The 25,365-nt window shown below is 73.5% G+C and carries 20 protein-coding genes; 7 read left to right on the forward strand and 13 right to left on the reverse strand.

Annotated elements, in window-relative coordinates; translation table 11 throughout:
• Nucleotides 1-924, forward strand: a 924-nt coding sequence (locus tag H9652_RS00475) for a DUF58 domain-containing protein (RefSeq protein WP_225227496.1), incomplete at its 5' end; no start/stop codon positions are given.
• Between the two features lie 341 nt (nt 925-1,265).
• Here the strand turns inward: H9652_RS00475 and H9652_RS00480 are convergent.
• Nucleotides 1,266-1,592: a hypothetical protein gene (locus tag H9652_RS00480; protein ID WP_191794149.1), complete on the reverse strand. Its 327-nt coding sequence runs from the start codon at nt 1,590-1,592 to the stop codon at nt 1,266-1,268.
• 266 nt (nt 1,593-1,858) lie between these two features.
• Here H9652_RS00480 and H9652_RS00485 point away from each other — a divergent pair, with 266 nt between their 5' ends.
• Entirely contained in the window at nt 1,859-3,040 is a 1,182-nt protein-coding gene (locus tag H9652_RS00485; RefSeq protein WP_191794150.1) for a winged helix DNA-binding domain-containing protein, read from the forward strand.
• Between the two features lie 48 nt (nt 3,041-3,088).
• Here H9652_RS00485 and H9652_RS00490 read toward each other — a convergent pair whose 3' ends face one another.
• Nucleotides 3,089-4,078, reverse strand: coding sequence for a stage II sporulation protein M (locus H9652_RS00490; RefSeq protein WP_191794151.1), 990 nt, complete (start codon nt 4,076-4,078; stop codon nt 3,089-3,091).
• Nucleotides 4,079-4,196: 118 nt separating this feature from the next.
• Between H9652_RS00490 and H9652_RS00495 the strand changes: the two genes are divergently transcribed.
• Nucleotides 4,197-5,018, forward strand: coding sequence for an RDD family protein (locus H9652_RS00495; protein ID WP_191794152.1), 822 nt, complete (start codon nt 4,197-4,199; stop codon nt 5,016-5,018).
• Here H9652_RS00495 and H9652_RS00500 read toward each other — a convergent pair.
• The 5 genes from H9652_RS00500 to ahcY form a co-directional block, all read right to left on the reverse strand.
• Nucleotides 4,930-6,333, reverse strand: coding sequence for an acyltransferase family protein (locus tag H9652_RS00500; protein ID WP_191794153.1), 1,404 nt, complete (start codon nt 6,331-6,333; stop codon nt 4,930-4,932). The genes H9652_RS00495 and H9652_RS00500 overlap by 89 nt on opposite strands.
• 147 nt (nt 6,334-6,480) lie before the next feature.
• Complete coding sequence (locus tag H9652_RS00505; protein ID WP_191794154.1) at nt 6,481-7,140, reverse strand: response regulator transcription factor; 660 nt, start codon at nt 7,138-7,140, stop codon at nt 6,481-6,483.
• 79 nt (nt 7,141-7,219) lie between these two features.
• The gene (locus H9652_RS00510; RefSeq protein ID WP_318243916.1) at nt 7,220-8,686 is read right to left on the reverse strand and encodes a sensor histidine kinase; all 1,467 of its coding nucleotides are present in this window, start codon (nt 8,684-8,686) and stop codon (nt 7,220-7,222) included.
• Nucleotides 8,687-8,813: 127 nt separating this feature from the next.
• Nucleotides 8,814-10,265 carry a hypothetical protein gene (locus H9652_RS00515; RefSeq protein WP_191794156.1) on the reverse strand — a complete coding sequence of 484 codons (1,452 nt, stop codon included), beginning with the start codon at nt 10,263-10,265 and terminating at the stop codon, nt 8,814-8,816.
• A gap of 234 nt (nt 10,266-10,499) precedes the next feature.
• On the reverse strand, nt 10,500-12,032 hold the full coding sequence (gene ahcY / locus H9652_RS00520; protein ID WP_191794157.1) for an adenosylhomocysteinase: 1,533 nt from the start codon (nt 12,030-12,032) through the stop codon (nt 10,500-10,502).
• Nucleotides 12,033-12,777: 745 nt separating this feature from the next.
• Here ahcY and H9652_RS00525 point away from each other — a divergent pair.
• The 3 genes from H9652_RS00525 to H9652_RS00535 all read left to right on the forward strand — a co-directional run bounded on the left by H9652_RS00525 (nt 12,778) and on the right by H9652_RS00535 (nt 16,110).
• Nucleotides 12,778-14,178, forward strand: a complete 1,401-nt coding sequence (locus tag H9652_RS00525; RefSeq protein WP_225227497.1) for a quaternary amine ABC transporter ATP-binding protein — start codon at nt 12,778-12,780, stop codon at nt 14,176-14,178.
• Nucleotides 14,175-15,050, forward strand: coding sequence for an ABC transporter permease (locus tag H9652_RS00530; RefSeq protein WP_191794158.1), 876 nt, complete (start codon nt 14,175-14,177; stop codon nt 15,048-15,050). Before H9652_RS00525 ends, H9652_RS00530 begins: the two co-directional genes overlap by 4 nt.
• Nucleotides 15,051-15,189: 139 nt before the next feature.
• Entirely contained in the window at nt 15,190-16,110 is a 921-nt protein-coding gene (locus tag H9652_RS00535) for a glycine betaine ABC transporter substrate-binding protein (protein ID WP_191794159.1), read from the forward strand.
• Between the two features lie 73 nt (nt 16,111-16,183).
• Here H9652_RS00535 and H9652_RS00540 read toward each other — a convergent pair whose 3' ends face one another.
• The 4 genes from H9652_RS00540 to H9652_RS00555 all read right to left on the reverse strand — a co-directional run bounded on the left by H9652_RS00540 (nt 16,184) and on the right by H9652_RS00555 (nt 19,389).
• The gene (locus H9652_RS00540; RefSeq protein ID WP_191794160.1) at nt 16,184-17,128 is read right to left on the reverse strand and encodes a cation diffusion facilitator family transporter; all 945 of its coding nucleotides are present in this window, start codon (nt 17,126-17,128) and stop codon (nt 16,184-16,186) included.
• A gap of 176 nt (nt 17,129-17,304) precedes the next feature.
• Nucleotides 17,305-17,523 carry a Trm112 family protein gene (locus H9652_RS00545; protein ID WP_191794161.1) on the reverse strand — a complete coding sequence of 73 codons (219 nt, stop codon included), beginning with the start codon at nt 17,521-17,523 and terminating at the stop codon, nt 17,305-17,307.
• Between the two features lie 10 nt (nt 17,524-17,533).
• On the reverse strand, nt 17,534-19,000 hold the full coding sequence (locus H9652_RS00550; RefSeq protein ID WP_191794162.1) for a phosphomannomutase/phosphoglucomutase: 1,467 nt from the start codon (nt 18,998-19,000) through the stop codon (nt 17,534-17,536).
• Nucleotides 19,001-19,035: 35 nt separating this feature from the next.
• Nucleotides 19,036-19,389, reverse strand: a complete 354-nt coding sequence (locus H9652_RS00555) for a DUF3499 domain-containing protein (protein ID WP_030150032.1) — start codon at nt 19,387-19,389, stop codon at nt 19,036-19,038.
• Between the two features lie 120 nt (nt 19,390-19,509).
• On the opposite strand from H9652_RS00555, the gene H9652_RS00560 reads away from it, so the two are divergent.
• Nucleotides 19,510-20,061 carry a metallopeptidase family protein gene (locus H9652_RS00560; protein ID WP_404821979.1) on the forward strand — a complete coding sequence of 184 codons (552 nt, stop codon included), beginning with the start codon at nt 19,510-19,512 and terminating at the stop codon, nt 20,059-20,061.
• A 4-nt stretch (nt 20,062-20,065) separates the two neighbouring features.
• Here the strand turns inward: H9652_RS00560 and H9652_RS00565 are convergent, their stop codons facing one another.
• Together H9652_RS00565 and H9652_RS00570 are read right to left on the reverse strand one after the other, a co-directional pair.
• Complete coding sequence (locus tag H9652_RS00565; protein ID WP_191794163.1) at nt 20,066-21,763, reverse strand: DUF5719 family protein; 1,698 nt, start codon at nt 21,761-21,763, stop codon at nt 20,066-20,068.
• A gap of 5 nt (nt 21,764-21,768) precedes the next feature.
• Nucleotides 21,769-25,290: a glycosyltransferase family 2 protein gene (locus H9652_RS00570; RefSeq protein WP_191794164.1), complete on the reverse strand. Its 3,522-nt coding sequence runs from the start codon at nt 25,288-25,290 to the stop codon at nt 21,769-21,771.
• Nucleotides 25,291-25,365 lie beyond the last annotated feature (75 nt).

Genomic DNA, 25,365 nt, shown 5'->3' on the forward strand with positions numbered 1-25,365 from the left:
CGCGCGGCGGGCGCGGTCACGATCCGCTCGGCGGGCCCGCTCGGGCTCGCGGCCCGCCAGGTCTCGCTCGACGTCCCGGGGCGGCTGCGCGTGCTGCCCGAGTTCGCCTCGCGCCGCCATCTGCCGAGCCGGCTCGCGCGGCTACGCGAGATGGACGGCCGCTCGGCCGTCCAGGTGCGCGGCGAGGGGACGGAGTTCGACTCGCTGCGCGAGTACGTGATCGGTGACGACGTCCGGTCGATCGACTGGCGGGCCTCGGCCCGCCGAGCGGACATGGTCGTGCGGACCTGGCGCCCCGAACGTGACCGCCGTGTCCTGATCGTCCTCGACACCTCGCGCACGTCGGCGGCCCGTATCGGCGACGAGCCACGCCTCGACGCGAGCATCGAGGCGGCGCTGCTGCTCTCGGCCCTCGCAGGTCGCGCGGGCGACCGGGTCGAGCTGTTCGCGTACGACCGCGGCGTGCGGGCCCGTGTCGCGGGCGCGGCCGGTCCTCGGCTCATGCCCGCCCTGGCGGACGCGCTCGCCCCCGTCCAGCCGGTGCTGCTCGAGACCGACTGGCCGGGGCTCGTCGGCTCGGTGCACCAGCGGCTCTCGCAGCGCGCGCTCGTCGTGCTCCTCACGACCCTCGACCCGGCCGCGGTCGAGACGGGCCTGCTGCCCGTCGTCGGTCAGCTCACGGCCAAGCACCAGGTGGTCGTCGCCTCGGTGGCGGACCCGGAGGTGGCGGCCCTGCGCGACGCACGCGACTCGAGCGCCGAGGTATACGACGCCGCGGCCGCCGCGCGCGTCGAGCTCGAACGCACCGCGGTGCGGACCGTGCTGTCCCGCAAGGGGGTCGAGGTCGTCGAAGGGCTGCCCGAGGAGCTCGCACCGCGGCTCGCCGACACGTACCTCGCGCTCAAGGCCGCGGGACGCCTCTGACGACGCCGTCAGGACGAGCGTGCCCTCCGGGTCCTCGCGGCCTGTCGGCTCGTCCGCCCGGCTCTCACCCCACCGTCACACGGTCCCGGCGGGATACCCCCACCCCACGGCCTAGGCTGGTGGCAGAGACCCCCGACTCCCGAGGAGCAGCACCGTGACCCGACCGGCCACCCCGCGCGACCGTGAAGCCCGCAACCGACGGGTCGCGATCATCGTGATCTTCGCGCTGTCCGCGACCTTCGTCATCCCGGCGCTGGGCTTCCTCATCTTCTGACGGGTGCCCTTCCGGCACTCCGGCGGTACCGTCCGGCACCACGACCGGGGACCTCGCGCATCGCTCGCTAGGCCCCGATCGCGAGGCATTCGCTGACGCTCACCCAGCCGCGCGGAGCGCGCTCGGCGACGTCCCCGTGGGAGTCGTAGAGCACGCTCACCCCTGCGTCCAGGAAGCTCGCCTGCACCCACCCGCCGGCGCACCCGCTGCCGACGAAGTCTCCGTCGCGCTCGACCCACACGCACACGTCCGCGTCCTGCGAGGGCCACTCGGCCAGGTAGACGGAGAGGTCGTCCTGCTCGTGCAGGAGCCTGGTCTGACCGAGCTCGTCGACGGTCACGTCCGTGGAGCCTGCGCCGACGGCGTCGTGCGGCCCCGGTGCGGTGGCGAACACCTGTGACGGTGCGCAGTCCGGCGTCGGGCTGCACCCAGCGAGAGCACCGGCCAGGACCACGACCACCGCCGCACCGCAGAACGCTCCACGGCGCGCGAGGGGCGCGCGCGACGGGTCAAGCAGAACTTTGCGTCTCATCCGACCTACCGAATCAGAACGTCAAGAATCGGTCAAGCCTGCCGCGCGCCCTCGGCCGCTGCCCGGAGCCCACCTCGCGGCCGGCGTGAGCCGCGGCGCGGTCGCCGTCCTCACGGCAGGATGACTCCATGACCGCCGCCGGCCGCCACGGGCCCAGCCTCACCCTCGACGACCTCAACCGGGCGCTGCTGGCCCGCCAGCACCTGCTCTCCCCCGCCTCCTCGACGCCCGTCGCCGAGGTCGACCACCTCGTGGGCCTCCAGTCGCAGGCACCGACGAGCCCCTACCCGGGACTGTGGTCGCGCCTCGACGGCTTCCGGACCGACGACCTCTCGCAGCGGTTCCTCGACCGCTCGGTCACCCGCATCGCGGTCATGCGCGGCACGGTCCACCTCGTCACGGCCGACGACGCCCTGGAGCTCCCGGGCGCGCTGCGCCCCCTGCTCGAGTCGGGGGTCCGGACGGGCAGCGCGCACGCCAAGGCACTGGCGGGCACGAACCTCGACGCCGTCGCCGCCGCAGCGCGAGACCTCCTGACCGGGTCCCCCCTGACCTCGGGCGACCTGGGGCGACTGCTCGGCGAGCGCTGGCCCGACGTCCATCCCCAGCACCTGGCCTACACGGCCCGTTGCTTCCTCCCCCTCGTCCAGGTCACCCCCCGCGGGCTGTGGGGCGCCAACGGCCCCGGCACGACGACGACCTGGACCACGGCCGACGCCTGGTTCGGACGGCCGAGCCGCGCGCTCCTCGACCCCGACGAGCGCGCCGCGGCGCTCGTGCGCCTCGTCCGCCGCTACCTCGCGGCGTTCGGCCCCGCCACGGTCATGGACGCCCAGCGGTGGTCCGGGCTGACGGGCCTGCGCGACGCCGTCGGGCGGCTGCGGCCAGAGCTCGTGACCTTTACCGGCCCCGACGGCAAGGAGTATCTCGACCTGCCCGACGCTCCGCGCCCCGGCGCGGGCGCCCCCGCTCCCCTGGTGCTCGTGGCGGAGTTCGACAACCTGGTGCTGGGCCATGCGGACCGCACGCGCGTCGTCGACGACGTGCGGCGCAAGGCGATCACGACCGTCAACGGGCAGGTGCCCGGGACGGTCCTCGTGGACGGCTACGTGGCCGCGACGTGGAAGGTGCGCCGCGTCGGGACGCGGCCGACCACGACGCCCGACGCCGTCGCGCACCTCGACGTCTCCCCGCTCGGCCACACGTTCACGCGCGCCCAGCGAGCCGCCCTCGACGCGCGCGGCACCGAGCTGCTGCGGTTCGTCGCGCCCGAGGCGTCGGAGCACGTCGTCACCGTCACGGCCTCGTAGCGGTGGCAGATGACGCGGCCTCGTAGTGCGGCCCTCGCCGGGGACGGCTCAGCCCGCGACCGGCGCGACGTCCCCCGCGTGGTCGGCCGAGAGGTCGCCCGTCTCCCCCGCCCGTACGGCCCGGCGGCCGAGCACGATCGTGTAGGCCCAGAAGGCCGCGAGGGCGATCGCGCCGATGACGATCTTGAGCCACCATGCCATCCCCGACCCGGTGACGAACCCCTCGATGAGGCCCGAGACGCCCAGGACGACCACGAGCCCCACCGCGACCGTGAAGAGCGCGCGCCCCTCCTCCGCCAGGGCCCGGAGACGAGTCCGCGGCCCCGGGTCGACCATGGTCCAGAACAGGCGCAGCCCCGCGGCCCCCGCGACGAAGATCGCGGTGAGCTCGAGCAGGCCGTGCGGGGCGATGAGCGTGAGGAACGTGTCGAGCTCGCCGTAGTACGCCATCATGCCGCCCGTGGACCCGACGCCCACGGCGTTGGCGAACAGGACGTACGCCGGGAAGACGCCCGAGATCCCCAGGGCGATGCACTGCGCGGCGATCCAGGCGTTGTTCGTCCAGACCACCGTCGCGAAGTCCGCGCCCGGGTCGTAGTAGCTCGCGAAGGCCTCGTTGACGTAGGCCTCGCGTTCGCTGGGCGTGCCCATCGACGCGAGCGCGTCGGGAGTCGTCGCGACCCACCAGCCCGCGACGAGGGCGACGAGGAGGAACAGCACCATGACCGTCACGGTCCACCACCGGATCCGGTACAGCGCGGCCGGCACCGAGACGGTGGCGAAGCGTGTCACGTCGCGCCAGGCAGGCTCGTGCGCCCCCGCGAGACGTCCCCGCGCGCGCCCGAGGAGGTCGGAGAGCCGCGTGATGAGCACGGGGTCGGGGGCTGACGAGCGGATCGTCGACAGGTGCGTCGCGACCGACTGGTAGAGGCGGACGAGCTCGTCCGCCTCGGCACCGTCGAGCGAGCGCTTCTTGGTCAGCTCGGCGAGCCGCGACCACTCGTCGCTGTGCACGGCGCTGAAGGCATCGAGGTCCACGCGGCTACCCTGCCACACCTTGCCCTACAGTGGGCCGGACCCCCCTCGTCGTCACCGGCCACCGTCCGGGAGCGGCGACGATCCCTCGACCTGTGTCGACGACCCTGGAGGAGCAAGCGTGCGAGACGGCATCCTGACCGGCGAGGGCGTGGTCCTCGACGCCCGGCCGGCGTCCTTCGTGACGCGCGCCCTGGGGGCCGTGATCGACCTGGTCGCGCTCGGGACCTTCCTCGTCCTGGTGCTCGTCGCGGTGGCGGGCGCGGCGCTCAACGCCGTCAGCATCGACTTCGCGCCCGCGGTGTGGATCGTCCTCCTGGTCCTGGTCATGGTCGGCATCCCGACGACCGTCGAGACCCTCTCGCGGGGCCGGTCGCTCGGCAAGCTCGCGACCGGCATCCGGGTCGTGCGCGACGACGGCGGCCCCGTCCGCTTCCGGCACGCCTTCATCCGTGCGCTCGTGGGGGTGGGCGAGCTGTGGATGACGTTCGGCTCGGTCGCGATCGTCGCGTCGCTGTCGAACGACAAGGGCAAGCGGGTCGGGGACATGCTCGCCGGGACGTACGCGATCCGGGTGCGCGGCGGGAAGCCGACGTACGCGGCGATCGCGATGCCGCCCCACCTGGCGGGGTGGGCCTCGCACGCCGACATGCGCAGGCTCCCGGACGGCCTGGCCCTCGCGGTCCGCCAGTTCCTCGGGCGTGCTGCCGGGCTCAACCCGGCCTCGCGTGTCCGGATCGGTCAGGACCTCGCGGGCCGGATCGAGCAGTACGTAGCCCCGGGCCCGCCGCCCGGGACGCCGCCCGAGGACTTCCTGTGCGCGGTCCTCGCCGAGCGACGCAGCCGGGACTGGGTCAGCGCCCAGCGGGGACGCGTGCTCGCCCAGGAGCAGGGCGAGATGCTGCACCGCCTGCCGTACTCGGTGCCCGACCCCCGGAGCTGACGGGCACGCTCCGCGCCCCCGCGCGGCGCGGAGCCCCCGCCTCGAATCGCCCGAACGCCAGCACGAGCGCACCGAGCACGAGCGCGGCCGCGCCGAACCACAGGGGCCGGCTCGCCCACCAGTCGGCGCTCCACGACGCGGGCAGAGGGGTGCCGAGCCCCAGCAGGACCACCCCGAGCACCACGAACATCGCGGTCAGGTGCCACAGGTACAGCGTCATGGACCGACCGGCGACCCACCCCACGAGGGCTGCTCCACGCCCCTGCGCCCAGCGCACGACGACGTCGCGCACGGCGAGCGCCACGCTCACCTGGAGCACGGCATGGGTCACGGCGAGAGCCGTGGGCGGCCCGAGGTTGGAGATCGCGTCGCCCGGCATCCCGATGAGGCTCAGGGGGTAGGGACCGACGACGAGGAGGGCAACCATCGCGGCGAGCGCGCCGGTGGCCACGAGGGCGAGCGTGCGCCGGGAGGGCAGCGCGTCACGCCGGACGAGGTCGACGTAGACGATCCCCAGGACGTAGGGCACGGCCCAGCCGAGCAGGACGTTCGCGACGGCCACGTGCTCGACGCCCGCCCCGAAGCGCAGCACGTCCACGACGAACGGCGCGGCGACGACGACCACGACCATGCGCCAGCCCCACACCTGGTAGGCCCGCAGCAGGGCAGGGGTGACTGCGAGCAGCAGCAGGTACACCCCGAGGAACCACAGGAGCTGCGGCGCGATCCGGGCGACCTGCAGCACGGCCGTCTCCGGCACGCCTGCGGCGACCAGCACGACGGCGGCCACGGCCCACGCACCGACGAAGGCCGCGACCGGCTTCCAGATGCGCGGCATCCGGCGCCGCACGACGTCCCGTCCGGCCGCGACGAGACCCCGTGCGGCGCCCTGGCGACCTGCCGCCGGGAGGCGAGCGGCGCCGTCGGGCCCGTTCGCCGTGCCCGGGCGCCAGAGCTGGTACGCCGCCGACGCCCCGGCCGCGAAGAACAGCAGCGGCAGGACCTGCAGGACCCACGTGATCGTCCACGCCCCGCCGTGGGCCAGGGCGTTGCCGATCCCGAGGCGCTCGCCGTCCCACGTGACCTCGGGCATGAGCCAGTGGACGCTCAGGACCGCGAGGGTCGCGAGCGCGCGCACCGCGTCGACGAACACGTCGCGCCGGGCGGGTGCACCCGCGACGGCCCGACGGCGGGGCGCCGGCGCCGGGCGAAGGGCCGGCGGCGCCGCAGCGAGGGGGGACGGGCGGGCGGGCCGGGACGGACGGGGTGTCCGGGCGGGCCGGAACGGAAGACGAGGGACGTCGACGACGGCCACGGGATGCTCCTCGGGACGGAGGGAAAAGGTTCCCCACCAGTCTCGAAAATCCCGGTACGTCCCGGAACGGGAGCCTCCCCCGAGGCCACGGCGGCGGTCCGGTGACCTCCGCGGGGGATGTCCCCCGCAGGCACCGCCGCGACACGCTCAGTCCCGCAGGTACCTGAGCACCGCGAGCACCCGGCGGTGGTCCCCCGCGTCCTGCGGCAGGCCGAGCTTGCCGAAGATCGCCGTGACGTTCTTCTCCACGGCCCCGTAGGACAGGAACAGGTTCTCCGCGATCGCGGTGTTCGAGCGCCCCTGCGCCATGAGCTCGAGCACCTCGCGCTCGCGGGGCGTGAGGCGCGCCAGGCCGTCGTCCGAGCGTGAGGCGCCCATGAGCTGGCTCACGACCTCGGGGTCGAGCACCGTCTGCCCCGCGGCGATGCGCGTCAGGGCGTCGAGGAACTCGCTCACGTCCGCGACACGGTCCTTGAGGAGGTACCCGACCCCCTCGGCGCCGCCCGTGAGCAGCTCGCTCACGAACCGCGTCTCGACGTACTGCGAGAACAGCAGCACCCCCAGCCCTGGCGACGCGGCGCGCAGGGTGAGCGCCGCGCGCAGTCCCTCGTCGGTGAACGTCGGGGGCATGCGGATGTCGATGATGACGACGTCGGGCAGCTCGCCGAGCGTGGCCAGGCGCGCGACCTCCGCGACGAGCGCGTCGCCGTCGCCCACGGCCGCCACGACCTCGTGGCCACGACGGGTGAGCAGGGCGACGAGCCCGTCGCGCAGGATGACGGAGTCCTCGGCGATCACGAGCCGCACGGTGGTACCTCTTCTGTGTCGATGGTTCGGCCCGGGCGCCTCGGTCGAGACGTCCGGGCCGCTCCGCGGGTGGGGCCGGCTACACCCTGCTCGGCAGGACGACCGTGACCACGGTAGGCCCACCGACCGGGCTGACGAGGTCCAACGTGCCGTCGACCGAACGAACCCGCTCCTCGAGGCCAGCGAGCCCCGACCGGTGGCCGCGCGCGTCGGGCGTCGAGATGCGCGCACCGCCCTGTCCGTCGTCGCGCACGCGCAGGCGCAGCCGCGAGCCCTGCTCCTCGACGAGCACGTAGACGCCCGAGGCGCGCGCGTGCTTGGCGGCGTTCGTCACGAGCTCGGCGACGCAGAAGTACGCGATCGTCTCGACGGCCGGCGACGGCGTGATGCCCGGGTCGACGTCGACCGTCACAGGCAGCGGGGACCTGGCCGCGAGCGTCTCGAGGGCGACCGCGAGGCCGTTGTCGAGCGCGGGCGGGTGGATGCCCCGAGCGAGCTCGCGGAGCTCGACGAGCGCCTCCTTGGTCGACGCGTGCGCATTGTCGACGAGCTCGAGGGCCTCGGACGCGTCGCCGCCCGCCGCAAGCTGCTCCTTGGCCTCGCCGAGCTGCATCGCCACCGCGACGAGCCGGGCCTGGGTGCCGTCGTGCAGGTCGCGCTCGATGCGGCGCAGCTTGGCGTCCGCGTCCTCGACGGTCTTGCCGCGGGACTTCTCGAGGTCGGCCACGCGCAGGCTCGCCCGGGTGGGGCCGAGCAGGTTGACCGACAGGAGGCGGAAGAGCTGCGCGAACCCGCGCACGAGCTGCGGCCACAACCACCACAGCGCGATGCCCACGGCCGCGAGCGCCGACTGGCGCAGCGGGGTGTCGACGTACCAGTCGGTCCCCATCTGCGCGCCGCGGTGCCACGTGCCGTCGGCGGCCATCTGCGCGGGCAGGAACTGCGACCAGAACCAGTGAGTCGCGGCCCCCAGCGAGACGAGGAAGAACGTCACGGACACGACGAAGGCGACGAGCGCCAGGAAGAAGCTCACGAACATGAACGTCATGGCCCGCCACCCGGGACCGTCCGACAGGTTCGACCAGAGCATGCGCCAGAACCCGCGGCGCGGCGTGTGCGGCGTGGGTGGCAGCACGTCGACCGACAGCATCGAGCGCGCCATCGAGCGGTACATGCCGCCCCAGCCGCGCGCCCCGAGGACCAGGCCGCCCGAGACCACGAGCCCCACGACCGTCACGAGGATCCCCACCGTGAAGCTCACGGTGAACATCACGTAGGTGAACGCGAAGGGCGCGACGAACAGCGACAGCCACAGGTAGCCGAACTCGCGCCAGGTCTGGCGCGCGAACGGCGCGGCCAGGAAGCCGACCGGCTCGCGCAGGTCCACGTAGCGCGGGTCGAGCCCGTCGGGGACGTGCCGCAGGTCGCCGGCGGGTTCGGCCGGCTGGGTCTCGAAGGACAGGAGAGGCTCGGTCGGCGGCGCGTACCCGGGCGAGGGTTCGCCGTCGGGCGCGGCGTCGCCGAGCGGCGGCTGGGGGGATGTCACAGCAGACATGGTGGCAGGACTCCTGGGTCTGGTTCGAGCGGTACCACCAGTCTTGCCGACCGGAGTCCGCGCGCCCAGGGTGCGCTCCGCCGTCGTGCAGGGGGGATGTCCCCCCTCTGCGGCGTGCTCAGCGCGCGACGGGCGTCGCGGCCTCCTCCTCGGCGGAGCCCTCCTGCTCCGTGGAGCCTCCCACCCCGACGGCGCCGCCCGGCCCCTCCGGTCCGGTCGCCCTCGCTGCACCGCGGGCCGGCGCGGACACCACCTGGATCGCGACCACCAGGACGGCCGCGACCAGCGCGATGACCAGGATCGTGCTCCCGCTCGGGTAGCGCGAGAACACCAGGACGGCCAGCGCCCCGGCCAGGACGAGCGCGATCAGCGGCCAGCGCAGCCTCGCGACCCAGACCTCGAAGGGGTGCGGGGGGCGCCCGCTGTCGCCCGCGTGGCCGCGGCTGGCCGCGCGCACGAGCCAGTTGAACCCGCCGCGCACCGCGACCGCCGACCGGCTGGGCCCCGTGAGGTACGCGGCGAGCACGACGACCACACCGAACGCGAACACCGCGCGCAACGACGTGCGCAGCGGGACCAGCACCGCGTCGATCAGGGCCGTCGCCGCCGACGGCGACAGGGCGTCCGACGGCACGGCGCCCAGGTACAACGACCGGCCGACCGTGATGGCGATCGCGAGGATCGCCATCGCGACGACGTACGTGACGCCCGCGAGGATCACGGCCCGGCGACGCCGCCCGCGCGGGGCCGCCCACACCGCGCCGGCCGCGACGAGGAGCGAGAGCCACGGCAGGACGTTCGCCGCCTTGCTCAGGGCGGCCACCGCACGCTGCGCCGTCACGACGTCGTCCGAGGTGAACAGCACGAACTGCGGGTTGATCGACGGCAGGTTCTCGACGAACGTGAAGCCCCGCGCCGAGAGCCGCTTCGTGACCTCGTCGATCATGGGCCCGAGCGAGAGCGTGACCTGGCCGTTCGCGTCGGCCGTGACCGCCGTGCCGCCCTCGCCCGTGAGGACCGAGACGAGGTTCTTGTGAGCCTGGCGGTTCGCGACGATCCACAGCTCCTCGAACGTCGGCGACGTGACCATGCGGTCCACGGTCGAGCGGACGAACGACTCGCCCTGGCTCGCGAGGAGCGGGGCCAGGCCCTGCACCTGAGGTGGGACCTGGTCGACGTTCTGCGTGAGCGTCGCGAGCGCCTGCGTCGTCACGGTCTCGAGGTCGATCCGCTCGAGGATCGCGTCCGAGACCTTGGTGCTGATCTCGGCCTGGATCGCGGGGTCCGAGCCCAGCGGTGTCACGGTCGCGACGTAGTGGTCCGTGTCGAGGATCTCGCCGCGCACGTACCGGGCGACGACCGAGCCCAGCATGAGGACCCCCGCGAGCACCAGGAGCACCGTGACGGCGGTCCAGCGGAGCCACCCGCCGCGGCGGGGCGCCGCGTCGGGGACCGTCCCGGAGGGCGGGGCGGGGCGCTCGGCACGCAGGCGCCGGACCTCCGCACGCAGGGCCTCGAGCTCTGCTCGTTCGGAGTCGCTGATCGTGGGCTCGCTCGGGATCGTCGCCATCGTCTTCTCCTGTCGGCGCGCTGCTGGGACCATCCTTGCGCAGGAGTGCCGGAAGCGCCCACGGTGGCGTGCCCATCCGCCGAGGGCGACGTCCCCGACCCCCGAGGGTGACGTGCCCACCCGCCGAGGGCGACGCGACGCCCCGCCCAGGGCGACCGCACGCGAAGGGCCGGGCTCCTCCCGGAACCCGGCCCTCCGCCGTCGGGCCCCCTGCTCAGGGGCGCTCGCGACCGCTCAGTAGCGGTAGTGCTCCGGCTTGTACGGCCCCTCGACCGGGATGCCGAGGTAGTCCGCCTGGCTCTTCGAGAGCTCGGTGAGGCGCACGCCCAGCGCGTCGAGGTGCAGGCGCGCGACCTTCTCGTCGAGGACCTTGGGCAGGCGGTAGACCTGGCGCTCGTACGTCCGCTCGCCCTCCGGGCGCTTGCTGTCCTCGAAGAGCTCGATCTGGCCGATGACCTGGTTCGAGAACGAGTTGCTCATCACGAACGACGGGTGGCCCGTCGCGTTGCCCAGGTTCAGCAGGCGCCCCTCCGACAGGACGATGATCGAGCGGGCCTCCTCGCCGTCGGCCGCCGGGAACGTCCACTCGTGCACCTGCGGCTTGATCTCGGTGCGCGTGATCCCCGGGACCTGGGCCAGTCCGGCCATGTCGATCTCGTTGTCGAAGTGACCGATGTTGCCGACGATCGCCTTGTTCTTCATCGCCGTCATGTGCGCGGCAGTGACCACGTCCTTGTTGCCCGTGGTCGTGATGAAGAAGTCGGCCTCGCCCAGGACGTCCTCGATGCGCGCGACCTGGTAGCCGTCCATCGCGGCCTGCAGCGCGCAGATCGGGTCGACCTCGGACACGATGACGCGCGCGCCCTGACCGCGGAAGGCCTCGGCCGCGCCCTTGCCCACGTCGCCGTAGCCCGCGACGAACGCGACCTTGCCGCCCATGAGGACGTCCGTCGCGCGGTTGATGCCGTCCGGCAGCGAATGACGGATGCCGTACTTGTTGTCGAACTTCGACTTGGTGACCGAGTCGTTGACGTTGATCGCCGGGAACAGCAGCTCGCCCGACTCGGCGAGCTGGTACAGGCGGTGCACGCCCGTGGTCGTCTCCTCCGTCACGCCGAGCAGCTGGTCCGCGACGGCGGTCCAGCGCAGCGGGTCGGCCGCGAGCGCCCGGCGCAGGACCGAGCGCACGACGTTCATCTCGTGCGTGTGGTCGGGCTCGCCCGGCAGGGTGTCCGGGGGGACGGTGCCGAGGCGCTCGTACTGCAGCCCCAGGTGGACGAGCATGGTCGCGTCGCCGCCGTCGTCGAGGATGAGGTTCGCCCCCTCGGCGCCGTTGCTGCCCGGCCACAGCAGGATCTGCTCGGTGCAGTCCCAGTACTCCTCGAGGCTCTCGCCCTTCCACGCGAAGACCGGGACGCCCTGGGGGTCCTCGGGCGTGCCGTGCGGGCCGACGACGATCGCCGCGGCGGCCTCGTCCTGCGTCGAGAAGATGTTGCAGCTCGCCCAGCGCACCTGAGCTCCGAGCGCGACGAGGGTCTCGATGAGGACGGCCGTCTGGACGGTCATGTGGAGCGAGCCCGCGATGCGCGCGCCCGCGAGCGGCTGCGACGCGCCGAACTCGGCCCGCAGCGCCATGAGCCCGGGCATCTCGTGCTCGGCGAGGCGGATCTGGTGGCGTCCCGCTTCGGCGAGGGACAGGTCTCGGACCTTGTAGCGGCCGGGGACCTCGTCGAACGAGGCCTGGGCGGCGGGCGTGGCAGAAGACATGGTGCTCCGAACGACGGTTCTGACGGTGTCGCTCCAGACTACCGGGGGCGGCTCGCCGCGCGCCGACGGTGACCACCGTGGGAGCCGAGGGTGACGGACCTGTCTGCCGAGGGTGACCGGCAGGGGTGCTGAGGGGGCCCGCAACCTGCGCCGACGGGTGAGGCCGGGCTCTCGTCGGGGAGCAGCGGGCCCGACGGCGCCGCTCACCGTCGCCGTCGGCGCACCAGTGCGTCACCCTCGGCGCACCGGCGTGTCACCCTCGGCGGGCGGGAGCGTCACCCTCGGCGTCGAGGAGTGTCACCCTCGGCGTCAGCACCAGATCAACAGTTCGCGCCCGCGCGCGATAACAAATCTGCTTGACCATATCAAGGTCACGAAGCGATAACGATCCCGTGAATGGTCAAAACCGCGCGCTTTCAACGATTGTACGGTCAAGCATCTCCCTCGAAACCGCCATGCACACCGGCCACTCGGTAGCAATTCGCCCTGGGATCGGGCAGGGTGCTGGAGACAGATCGACCTGTCCAGGGCCGGCTCGCGCCGACCCCACGACAGGTCAGCGCCCGCTGCGCCTCGCGGCGGCCACCCACCCGGGTGGCCCCCGGCGGCGGGCCTCGATCCGGTGGACCGTGACGCGCCTCGCGGCGCTGAGCGCACCGGGAGGTCGCAGCCAGGTCACCCTGGCGCCCTCCGCGGAGCGTTCCGGACCCGCCACGACACCTGGAAGGTGGCGAGACCCGCCAGCATGACCGCAAGCAGCACCAGCACGAGTACGAGCACCGAGCCACCTACGAGCACCGCCCCCGTCCTCATCCCCGTGGAGACCGAACCCTTCCCCGGCGCCCACGGCACCGACCCCCTGCCGGACGACCGGCCCGTGGCCGTGAGCGTCCAGGGCGTCTACAAGGTCTTCGGCCGCCGCCCGCAGGAGGCCGTCCGGCGACTCAAGGACGGCGCGGGCCGCGCCGACGTCAAGTCCCTGGGGACGGCCGCCGTCATCGACGCGAGCTTCGACGTCAAGCAGGGCGAGATCTTCGTCGTCATGGGCCTGTCGGGCTCGGGCAAGTCGACGCTCATCCGCATGCTCAACGGCCTGTGGAAGCCCACGGCCGGCCACGTCCTCCTGGGCGACGACGACCTCGCGACGGTGAACGCCAAGCAGCTGCGGGCCCTGCGGCGCAGCCGCGTCAGCATGGTGTTCCAGCACTTCGCCCTGCTCCCCCACCGCACGGTCCTGGACAACGCGGCGTACCCGCTCGAGATCCAGGGCATGGGCAAGGCCGAGCGCCGCGAGAAGGCGCAGCAGGCGCTCGACCTCGTGGGCCTGGGGGGCTGGCAGGACTCGCTGCCCTCGCAGCTCTCGGGCGGCATGCGCCAGCGCGTGGGGCTCGCCCGTGCGCTCGCCGCGGACACCGACGTGCTGCTCATGGACGAGGCGTTCTCCGCGCTCGACCCGCTCATCCGGCGCGAGATGCAGGAGCAGCTCCTCGACCTGCAGCAGACGCTCGGCAAGACCATCATCTTCATCACGCACGACCTCAACGAGGCCATGCACCTGGGCGACCGGATCGCCGTCATGCGTGACGGCCGCACGGTCCAGATCGGCACGGCCGAGGAGATCCTCTCCGACCCCGCGAACGACTACGTCGCGCAGTTCGTCGCCGACGTCGACCGCACCCGTGTCCTGACCGCCGCGTCGGTCATGGTCCGGCCGACCGCGGTCGTCCCGCTCGGCGGCGGCCCCCGCGTCGCGAGCCGCACCATGCGCGAGGCACAGGTGTCGGCGGCCTACGTCGTCGACCGTCAGCGCGTCCTGCGCGGCGTCGTCCGCGACGCGGACGCGGTCGCGCTGCTCAAGTCGAGCGGCGACCACGCCACGAGCATCGAGTCGATCGTGCACGACGGCGTCGCTCCCGTGAGCGTCGACACCCCCCTCGCGGAGCTCTTCGCGCCGGCGGCCGAGTCTCCTCTGCCCGTCGCCGTGACGGACGACAAGAACCGCCTGGTCGGGGTCATCCCGCGCGTGACCCTGCTCGAGGCCATGGTGCCGCCCACGCTCGAGGAGCCCGACGCCGTCGGGCAGGACACGACCGAGGACGCACCCGCCCCGCAAGACACCACCTCGACGGAAGGAGCAGACGCGTGAGCGCCACCGACACGTTCGTCCCCCGCCTGCCCCTCGGTGACTGGGTCGCCGTCTTCGTCGAATGGTTGACCGCGACGTTCAAGCCGTTCTTCGCGGTCGTCAAGGACGTCCTGCTGGGCTGCTACGACGCTCTCGCAGCGGTGCTCCAGGGCCCGCCCTTCCTCGTCGTCGCACTCGTGCTCGCAGCCCTGGCGTTCTTCGCCAAGGGCTGGAGGCTGGGCGTCACGGCCCTCGTCGGGTTCGTCGTGATCGCGAGCGTCGACCAGTGGGACAACGCCATGGACACCCTGGCGCTCGTGCTCGTCGCGAGCGCGATCGCACTGCTGATCGGCATCCCGCTGGGCATCTGGGCCGCCCGCAACGACACCGTCTCGCGGGTCCTGCGCCCCGTGCTCGACTTCATGCAGACCATGCCCGCGTTCGTGTACCTCATCCCGACGGTCATCATCTTCCTCACGGGCGCCGTCCCGGGCATCGTCGCGACCGTCGTGTTCGCGCTCGCTCCGGGTGTCCGCTTCACCGAGCTGGGCATCCGCCAGGTCGACCGGGAGGTCGTCGAGGCCGGGCACGCGTTCGGCTCCACGCCGGGCCGCATCCTGCGCCAGATCCAGCTCCCCCTCGCGATGCCGACCATCATGGCGGGCGTCAACCAGGTCATCATGCTCTCGCTCTCGATGGTCGTGATCTCCGGCATGGTCGGCGCGGCCGGCCTGGGACGCGACGTGGTCGCGGCCCTCCAGCGGGTCAACATCTCGCTCGGCTTCGAGGCGGGTCTGTCCGTCGTGATCCTCGCGATCTTCCTCGACCGCGTGACGTCGGCCCTCAGCACCCGCTCGCCTGTCGCCAAGGCCCTCGCGGCCACCGCCGTCTGAGGCTCCCCCGTCGGGGTCGGCACCGTCGTCCGGCCCCGACACCGCCGGGCACCCAGCACGCCCTCGCACTTCCCCGTACCACCACCAACCCAGGTGGGCACCGCCGCACCTGCGGTCGGCCCACCGAAGGAAGGACACCATGTCTCCCGCACGTCACCACCAGGCTCGTCGTCGCACCGCGATCGTCGCGTCCTCGCTCGCCCTCGGGCTCGGCCTCTCGGCCTGCGCCTCGGGCACCGACGCCGGCTCCGGAGGCGAGGCCGACAAGGACATCACGATCGCGATCCACTCTGGCTGGGACGAGGGCATCGCGGTGTCGCACCTCTTCAAGGCCATCCTCGAGGACGAGGGCTACACGGTCCGCACCGAGACGGCCGACCCCGGCGTCGTCTACACGGGCATGGCCGGAGGCGACTTCGACGTCAACTTCGACATGTGGCTGCCCCTCACGCACGCCGACTACAAGAAGCAGTACGGCGACGACCTCGAGGACCTCGGCTACTGGTACGACGACGCCAAGCTGACCATCGCGGTCAACGAGGACGCGCCGATCGACAGCATCGACGAGCTCGCCGCGAACGCCGACCTGTTCGGCAACCGCATCGTCGGCATCGAGTCGGGCGCGGGCCTGACCCGCATCACGCAGGACGAGGCCATCCCGGCCTACGGCCTGGAGGGCATGGACTTCGTCATCTCCTCGACCCCGGCCATGCTCGCCGAGCTCAAGGGCGCGACCGACGCGGGCGAGAACGTCGCCGTCACGCTGTGGCGTCCGCACTGGGCCTACGACGCCTTCCCCGTCAAGGACCTCGAGGACCCGAAGGGTGCCATGGGCGAGGCCGAGAAGATCCACTCGGTCGCCCGCACCGGCTTCACCGAGGACCACCCCGACGTCGCGTCGTGGATCTCCGCGCTCACGCTGAGCGACGAGCAGCTCTTCTCGCTCGAGAACATCATGTTCAACGAGAACGAGGGCGCGGACAACGACGCCTCGGTGCGCGAGTGGCTCGAGGCCAACCCGACGTTCGTCGACGACCTCAAGGCCGCCGCGGAGGCCTGAGCCTCCCGGGACGCGACCGGCCCGCCCCCCCCCGGGGGGGGCGGGCCCGTCGTGCGTCCCCGGCCCGCAGCCTTCAGTCCGGGGCCACCGCGCCCGGGACACCGGGCTCGGCCCGGCGCAGGTCCGGCTCGAGATAGATGGAGCGCGCGATCGGGACGGCCGCACGGACGCGTTCCTCGGCGGCGTCGATGGCCCGCGCGATCGACGCCCCGTCGGTGGTCGCCGTGACCTCGATCTTGGCCGCGACGAGCAGCTCCTCGGGTCCGAGGTGCAGCGTCTTGAGGTGGATGACGGACGCGACGCCCTCGCCCACGAGAGCCGTGCGGATCGCGGCGACGTCGGCGCTGGTCGCGGACTCGCCGAGCAGCAGCGAGCTGGTCTCCAGGGCCAGGACGATCGCGATGAGGACCAGCAGGATGCCGATGCACGCGGTGCCGGCGGCGTCCCAGCGCCCGTCCCCCGTGACCAGGGTCAGCCCCACGCCACCGAGGGCGAGGACCAGGCCGATCAGTGCGCCGAAGTCCTCGAGGAGCACCACGGGGAGCTCGGGCGCCTTGGCGTTGCGGACGAACGACGGCCACGACTGCTCACCGCGCACGGTGTTCGACTCACGGATCGCGGTGCGGAACGAGAACCCCTCCATGCCGATCGCGACCAGCAGGACCGCGATGGGGACCCACTGCCACTCGGTGATGGGGTGCGGGTCCTGCCACTTGTGCCACGCCTCGTACAGAGCGAACAGCCCACCGACCGTGAACAGCACGATCGAGACGATAAACGCGTAGACGTAGCGTTCGCGGCCGTACCCGAAGGGGTGCTCCTCGTCGGCCGCCCGTCGCGACCGTCTCCCGCCGAGGAGCAGCAACGCCTGGTTGCCCGAGTCGGCGAGCGAGTGCACGCCCTCGGCGAGCATCGACGAGGCTCCGGTGAGGCCCCACGCGACGAACTTCGTGACGGCAATGCCCATGTTCGCGAGCAGTGCCGCGACGACCGCCTTGGTGCCGCCCTGAGCTGACATGGCGTGGCTCTCCTTCGACTCGGGACGTCGCAGGGCGCGGCCCGCGGCGAGTGCTCGGTCCAGCATCGCACCGCGGGCTCACCGTGGGGACGGGAACCGTGGAACACGCCGCGGGCCCCCGCCCCCCCGGGGGGGCGGCGCTCGCGCCCGTCGTCGTCGAAGGACGGCGCAGGTCCCTAGAGGGCCCGCGCGTCGCCTTCGAGCAGCACGGGGATCCCGTCGCGGACCGGGTAGGCGAGCGGGCGCTCCGGGTCGGTCGAGCGGAGCTCTGGGCTGCCGTCCGGAGCCGTGCCGTCCACGAGCGTGGCTCCGGTCACGGGGCACCGCAGCGCCTCGCGGACCCACGGGTCGAGGGTGACCGGCCCGGGGGTGCCCGGCGTCGTGTCGTTGCTCATGTGCTCGGCCTCAGCTCTCGTTCTCGGTGGCGCGCACGAGCGACAGGACGTCGTCTCGCACCTTCTCCATGATGTCCTCGTCGGCGGCCTCGACGTTGAGCCGCAGGAGCGGCTCGGTGTTGGACGCACGCAGGTTGAACCACCACTGCGGGTGGGAGTCCCAGTGGGAGACGGTGAGGCCGTCGAGCTCGTCGACCACGACCGGCCCCGCCCCTTCCTCGGTCACGTACGCCTGGACCACGCGGGCCCGGGCGGCGGGGACGTCGTCGACCTGGGAGTTGATCTCGCCGCTCGCGGTGTAGGGCTCGTAGACCTCGCCGAGCGCGGACAGCGGGTGCTCCTGCCCGCCCAGGGCCGCGAGCACGTGCATGGCCGCGAGCATGCCCGTGTCCGCGAAGAAGAAGTCGCGGAAGTAGTAGTGGGCGCTGTGCTCGCCGCCGAACACCGCGTCGTTGTCGGCCATCTGCGCCTTGATGAACGAGTGGCCGACACGCGTGCGGACGACCTTCGCCCCTGCCGCGGTCATGAAGTCCGGGACGGCGCGTGACGTGATGAGGTTGTGGATGATCGTCGGGACCCGCCCCGCGGCCTTCTCGCGCTCGACCTCGCGCAGTCCCACGAGGGCCGTGATCGCGGACGGGGACACCGGGTCGCCGTGCTCGTCGATCACGAAGCAGCGGTCGGCGTCGCCGTCGAACGCCAGGCCCAGGTCCGCGTCGTGCTCGACGACCGCGGCCTGCAGGTCCAGCAGGTTCTTGGGGTCGAGCGGGTTCGCCTCGTGGTTCGGGAACGTCCCGTCGAGCTCGAAGTACAGGGGCACGACGTCGAGCGGCAGCGCCTCGAGACCTGCCGCGGTCCCCAGGACCGCGGGTGCCGTGAGGCCGCCCATGCCGTTGCCCGCGTCGATCACGACCTTGAGCGGGCGGATGCCCCGCAGGTCGACGAGCGAGCGCAGGAACGACGCGTAGTCCGCGAGCATGTCGCGGTCGGTGATCTCGCCACGGTCCGCGACCGGGGCGGGCAGCTCGCCGTCGAGGTACTCCTGGGCGAGCTCGCGCACCGTGACCAGGCCCGAGTCCTGCCCCACCGGTCGGGCGCCCGCACGGCACAGCTTGATGCCGTTGTAGACCGCCGGGTTGTGAGAGGCCGTGAACATGGCGCCCGGGACGTCCAGCGCGCCCGACGCGTAGTAGAGGCCGTCGGTCGAGCACAGCCCGATCCGGAGCACGTCCACGCCGGCGTCCGCGAGGCCCTCGGCGAACGCGTCGACGAGCTCGGGTCCGCTGTCGCGCATGTCCCGCCCGACGGCGACGCTCGGGCGGGCGGTCGCCTCACGCCCGGTGGTGGTCGCCTCGGGGAGGACCACGACACGGGCGAAGGCCGCGCCGATCGCACGGGCGACCTGTGGGTTGAACTGGTCCGGGACGGTGCCTCGGACGTCGTAGGCCTTGATGAGCTGGGTCAGGTCGATGGGCACCCGGTCAGCCTAGCCGGGACGGCCGGGGAGCGCGTTCAGTCGCCCTCGGCGCGCAGGACCCGCAGGTGACCTCGGCGCCCGACCTCGGTGACGTCGTCGGGCTCAGGACCGGGACGCGGGCGTCCCGCCTCCCGGACGGCCTCGGCGAGCGCCGAGAGGTCGTCGGCGCTGGGGCCGGTCTCGACGAAGTGCTGCGCGAGACGCACGACCTCCCAGCCACGGGGCGCGGTGAGGCGCTCGGCGTGCTCGGCGCACAGGTCGTAGCTGTGCGGCTCGGCCAGGTGGGCCAGGGGCCCGAGCACGGCGGTCGAGTCCGCGTAGACGTAGGTGAGGGTCGCCACCGAAGCACGGGTGCATGCGGTGCGCGAGCACTGTCTGACGGATCTCACGGGCTGACACTACGCCCTGCGGGGTGGTCGCGGTGCCATACACGCCGTGCGCCCGTCCCGCACGTCGTGGTCACGGCGCGGTCGCGGCGGACGCCCGGCGGTTCGTCTAGGCTCGGAGGCGTGCCCGGTCACTCGCCCTCCCCCGCCCCGCACGGTTCGCGCCGTCGCCCTGAGAAGGCATCGACCGACGCCCCGGCGCCGCTCGTCGCGTCTCTGCAGATCCCACCGCGCGGGCCGGACCTCAACGACGTCGGACCGCACCCGCGACGTCGCGACCGGCGCGGACGCGGCGTCCGCGGGCCGCTGCTCCCGCCGTCGGCCCCTGCGAACCGCACGCGCGGCGAGAAGTTCGACGAGCACGTCATCGCGACCATCAGCCTGCTCGAGCGCGGATGGTCCCGCCAGCTCCACGGCACCGAGTTCGCGGTCGAGGACGTCCCGCCCTCGGACCCCGCCCCCTGGGAGGACGCCGGGGTCCCCCTCGGGCGCTACTTCCCTGCCGACGCCGGGCAGCCGGCCCGCGTCGTCGTCTACCGCCGCCCCGTCGAGTCCCGGGCGTTCGACGACGACGACCTGGCCGACCTGGTGCGCGACGTCGTCGTCGAGCAGGTCGCGCACATGCTCGCGCGCACGCCCGAGGAGATCGACCCCCGCTACCAGGGCGGCCGCTGACGGGTCAGCCGGGCAGCCCCGCGGTCCGCGTGGCGCGCACGTCCACGCTCCCCTGGCTCTCGGCCGGAGGAACCGGTAGGAGCACGGAGACCAAGGTCCCCGGCGCCCCCTCGGGCGCGCCGGTGAGCGGGGCACCGGCCGTCGCGAGGACCGACCAGACAGGCTCCGGTCCGGTCCCGTCCTCGCCCGCGTCGAGGGTCAGGACGGCGGGTTCGGTACCGGCCCCCAGCACCGCGGCGTCGAACGTGGCGGTCGAGCCCGCAGGAACGTCGAGGGCCTTCTCCCCGAGCAGGGCGCCGTCCGGCCCGTAGGCACGCAACGTGCCGCGGAACGCCCCCGTCGGGTCGGAGTCATCGGAGCGCTCCCGAGGGACCGCGCCCACGCGGACCAGGCTCGACGTACCGGGCACCAGCGTGACGGTGCCGCGGTCGTGCGTCCCGCGCGACCCGGCGGGCGTCTCGTCGCCGGTGGCGGCCGCAGCGACCGGGATCGACGCGATCCACGCGCGATCGACCGGCACCGCGCCCGAGGGCGAGTCCTCGACGGCGTCGCCCGCCCGGGCCTCGGACGCCCCGGCCACGACCGGCACCGTGGCGTCCACCACGACCGTGTACGACCCGGCGGGCAGCCCCCCGAGCGACTGGTCGGTCACGACTCCCGGGGACAGCTCTACCTGCTCACCCCCACGTACCCGGACGCGACCGTCCGCACCATAGACCGTCAGCGTCGCGGTCCCTGCCTCGGCCCCCGGTGCCAGAAGCCTGACCTGCGGGGCGAGCGCGTCGTCGACGGCCTCCCCCGAGCTCGTGAACCCGACGGCCGTGCTGAGCGACGGCGCAGCCCCGGGGACCACGTAGTCGACGCCGAGCGGCACGAGGCCCGCGAGCGTGCTGTGCTGCAGGTAGGCCGCGACCGTCCCTCCCGTCGACTCGACGCGGACCGCGAGCCGGCGCTGCTCGGGCGCTGCCGCCTCGACCAGCGTCACGACCTCCTCGCCGGGCGGGACCAGGTACTGGCCCCCGCCGCTCAGGACGACCTGGCCCCCGGGGCCCCACACCTCGATCCGCACGGTCGCAGGCGTGCGGCCGGGGTTCTGGAGCACGAGCTGCGCGCTGCTGCCGACCTCGGTGCTCCCTCCGACGAGCCAGTGGTCGATGTCCGGTGTCGCGCAGCTCGCCGCCGCGAGCCCGCGCAGGTCCCCCGCGGTCGTCGTCGACGCCACGGCGGCCGCGACGCGAGTGTCGACCGGCATCCCGGCGCCGACCCGCAGCGCCTGCCCCTCGGAGACGTCGGCCAGCGAGACCACCGTGGCACCCGCGTCGTCCGGTTCGAGCGGCGCCGCGTCGAGCGCCTCGAGCCCCGTGAGCGTCACGGGCGTCTCACCGGGAGCCCCCGTCGTCGAACCCCCACCGACCACACCGGCGCGCAGCACGGTCGCCGTCTCGACAGGCGCGGCGCCGAACTGGGCGTCGCCCACCTGTGCCGAGTCCGCCAGGCGGACGGGCGCGGGGCACACGAGGGTACGTTCGGGCGTCGACGCCTCGATCTGCTCGACGTCCGCCGCGGCACCGGGGACAGTCCCGAAGTCGTCCGGAAGCCCGACGGCGGCCACCGCACCCGTGAGGGCGACGGCCACCAGGCCGGTGCCGATCGTCGCCACGCGGCGCAGCAGGGGGTGCGGTCTGGCGCTTCTGGTGGTCACGGGCACTACCTCGTTCCGGTCCGACGACGTCCCACCGGTACGGCGAGGAGCACGAAGATCAACAGGGTCAGACCCGCCACCGCGAGCCAGGGCAACCGGTGCTCGGGGACGAAGCCGATCGAGAGCGCCCCCTCCTCGGAGCCGAGGAGGAAGGCCTGGCGGCCGTCGACCTCGGTGCGTTCGAGGACGCGACCGTCGAGCGTCGCGGTCCACCCGGGATCCGCGGTCTCGGCGAGCACGATCGCGCGCTCAGCACCACCCGCCTCGACGCGGGCCGCGACGGACCGGTCGTCAGCAGGGAGGAGCCGTTCGACCACGACGGGCTCGTCGGTGGCGCCCGGGGCCGCGACCGGCAGCGTCTCGACGACACGCGCCCACGCCGGGGCGTCCGTCTCCAGCGGGCCGGGAGCGACCCGCCACAGCACCGACGTCTGCCCCTCGGTCACCCGCTCGAGACCCGGCACCATGTCGAGACGCGCCACGAGCTCGGCACGCTCACGCTCGGCGACCGCGTCCTCGGTCGTCGAGGTCGGCAGCACGACGGCACCGACGCCCAGGTCACCGAGCTCGCGCGCCGCGCCGGCAGCACTCCCCGTCGCCATGCCCGCCACGATCGCCGGGAGGTCCCCCTGCGCGTACGACGGGTCGAGCATGGCCCGCGCCTGCACGACGCTCGACGCGTCGATCATCTGGGGCCCGTCTCCTCGCAGGAGCGCGTACTCGAGGACTCCGCCGGGGGCGAGCTCGAGCGACAGCACGCGCACCTCGCGCTCGGATTCCTGCATCTGCTGGCCGACCTTCGGGACGACAGGCTCGGTCACGACGGCCAGGTCTCCGACGGTCCCGTCCCGGTCGGTCGCCGTCAGGGTCCACGACGTCACCGACGCGACGGGGACGAGGACCGCGACCAGCGCGAGCAGGCCGACGCCGCCCGCCCGCCACCCGGCGAGCGCACGGTCGCGACGGGCCGTGCGGCGAGGGTGCTTCTCGACAGGCTGCCGTGCTCCCGTCGTGCTGGACGTGGGAGCCCCCTGCGTCTCCGCGGCCCCGGCCCCCGCGGGGGCGTCCGCGGTGACCTGCGGGTCGGCCGATCGGGCGTGCCGCAGCCCAGGAGCCCCGAGCAGCGCGGCCCCCAGGAGCCCCAGGACGACGACCGAGACCCCTGCGCCAGGCCAACCGCGGACAGGGCCGTCCGCCGAGACGGCGACCTCGACCGCCCCGGTGACGACGGCGGCGGCGAGACCCAGTGCGGCGACGAACCAGGCGCAGGCCACGCCGGCCACCCGCGCACGGAAGAGCGCGAGCACTGCGAGCGTGGCGACCAGTGTTCCCGTCGCCAGGGGCGCGAAGCGGGCGACCTCGCCGACCACCCCGCCGTCGAGGCCGAACCACGGGGCCGCCTCGACCGGCATCCCGAGGAGCTGCTGCCACGCCGGTGCCGCTTCCGAGCCGACCGGCACGCCTGGACCGGTCGCCAGGAGGCGCCACCCACCGTCGGTCCAGGTGGTACCGACGTGATACCAGAAGGGAGCCAGGAGCACGAGGGAGGGAAGCAGGACCAGGAGCAGGTACCGGCGGTGCTGCCGCGCCGCCACGGCGACGACGCCCAGCGCCAGGACGAACACCGGGAGGAGGACAGGGGCCCCGCACACCGCGACGAGCAGAGCGAGCCCCGCGGCTGCCGCCGCGCCGACCGAGCCTGGCCGCCGCCGCCTGAACGCTCGCCGGCCCGCCTGCGCACGGCCGCCCACCGGCCCGAGCGCAGGGCTCAGCTCGTCGTACGCCTGAACTCCCAGGGCGCGCAGGATCCCCAGCGCGACCCATGGAAGGGCGGCGTGCGCGACGAGGGCGCCGAGCCGTCCCTCGCCGAGCGCGAGGACGAAGGACGGGGCAGCAACCCACACGAGCGCGGCCCAGGCCCGCAGCCAGACGGAGCGGGTCACCCCGCCCGCCGCGAACCAGGCACCCAGCCCCGCGACCACGAACGACAGCACCACCAGGACACCGACCGCCGGCTGGAGCGATCCCCCGCCGAGCAGCGCCAGCGGGAAGAGGAACGTCGTGAAGGGGTCGGCAGGTGCGGGCGAGCCCAGCCCGTCCGCGACCCAGCCACCGGTCGCTGCCTGCCAGATGGCCGCGAAGCTCCCGTCCGCCGGGAGGAGCTCGCCACCGACGAAGCGCCCACCGGCGGCGAGGGTCCCGAGGACCGACCCGAAGACGACCGCGGTCAGTGCGAGGAGGGCGAGCGTCAGCAGCCCGAGCATGGTGCGACGCCGACGACCGATCGCGCGGAGCTCCGCCCGCTCGAGATCCGTGGGAGCCGTCGACACCCGGTGCTCCTCGGCGTTCGCCAACCGGTGGTCCCTGCGCTCCCCGAGGACGTCGCGCCAGGTGCCCTGGAGGGGGGTCAGCGCACGTCGGGGAAGAACGCTCGTGCGGCGGACCGACCGGCGGGACCGAGCGAGCGCGGGGAGCCGGACGACCGCCCAGAGCGGCGCGAGGAGCTCGTCCCGCGCCTGCGCCGGCCGCTTGATCGCGAGTCGGTACATGGCCTGGAACGGTGCCCACAGGATCATGGCGATCACGGCGGGTACGAGCATCGGCCAGGCGACGCTCACGAGCCGGTAGTGCAGGTGGCTGCGACGCCGGGGCCCGTACGACGCCTCGACGTCCGGCACCCGGGGCTCGTCGTCGTCCTCGTGGCGCCCTTCGTCGCGGAGGTCGAGGAGCGACGCCTGCGCGTGCCGGACCACGGCACGCGGGACGACCACGACCCGGTGCCCGGCGAGGCGCGCGCGGCGGCAGAGGTCGAGCCCGTCTCCGAACACCCCGTACTCGGGGTCGGTGCCCTCCAACGCCTGCCAGACCGAGGTGCGCACGAGCGCACCGGCGAGGCCCACGGCGAAGACGTCCTCGCGAGCGTCGTGCTGCCCCTGGTCGATCTCGTGCTCGTCGATCCCGGTCATCCTGCGACCGAGCGGGGACACCGTGAAACCGACCTCGAGGAGCACCCCGTCGGAGTCACCGTCCAGGTCCCAGCGGCGCTGCTTCGCACCGGCGATCGCCACCGCGTTCGAGTGCTCGACCGCCCGGAGCAGCTCCGCCAGGGCGCCGGGCTCGGGGGTGGAGTCGTCGTGCAGCAGCCAGATCCAGGTCGGTGGGTCCTGCGCACCGCGGGACGCGAGCGCGATGTCCACGGCCTGCCCGAAGGTGCGCGCGTGAGGGGCTGCGAGGAACCGCGCGCCACCGAGCTGGAGCTCCTGGTACTCGCTCATCGCCTGGGACGCAGCGACGTCGACCACGATCACGGTGTCCGGCACGGCCGACTGGGACCGGACGGCGTCGAGCGTGTGCGGCAGGTAACGGGTGTGCCCCTGGGTGACGACCACCGCAGTCACCGAGACGACGGCGGGCACCGAACCGGTCACCGCCGCGACGGCGTGGGGCGACGCACCACGTGCGCGCTGCTGCGCCGCACCTGGCTGGTGGTAGGGACCGGTCACCGTGGTCGTGTCTGAAGAAGTCATCCTGGCCACATCATGACCCGCGCTCAGCGCAGATCGTGGGACCTCGACACGGCAGGTCGTCTACCCGAGCGACAG

It is taken from the genome of Oerskovia rustica (assembly GCF_014836555.1).
GTDB classification, from domain to species: domain Bacteria; phylum Actinomycetota; class Actinomycetes; order Actinomycetales; family Cellulomonadaceae; genus Oerskovia; species Oerskovia rustica.

Coding starts and splice junctions, on each gene's coding strand:
- H9652_RS00485 (WP_191794150.1), top strand. CDS start 1,859: ATGACCGCCGCCGGCCGCCACGGGCCCAGCCTCACCCTCGACGACCTC.
- H9652_RS00515 (WP_191794156.1), bottom strand. CDS start 10,265: ATGGCGACGATCCCGAGCGAGCCCACGATCAGCGACTCCGAACGAGCA.
- ahcY (WP_191794157.1), bottom strand. CDS start 12,032: ATGTCTTCTGCCACGCCCGCCGCCCAGGCCTCGTTCGACGAGGTCCCC.
- H9652_RS00525 (WP_225227497.1), top strand. CDS start 12,778: ATGACCGCAAGCAGCACCAGCACGAGTACGAGCACCGAGCCACCTACG.
- H9652_RS00535 (WP_191794159.1), top strand. CDS start 15,190: ATGTCTCCCGCACGTCACCACCAGGCTCGTCGTCGCACCGCGATCGTC.
- H9652_RS00540 (WP_191794160.1), bottom strand. CDS start 17,128: ATGTCAGCTCAGGGCGGCACCAAGGCGGTCGTCGCGGCACTGCTCGCG.
- H9652_RS00545 (WP_191794161.1), bottom strand. CDS start 17,523: ATGAGCAACGACACGACGCCGGGCACCCCCGGGCCGGTCACCCTCGAC.
- H9652_RS00570 (WP_191794164.1), bottom strand. CDS start 25,290: ATGACTTCTTCAGACACGACCACGGTGACCGGTCCCTACCACCAGCCA.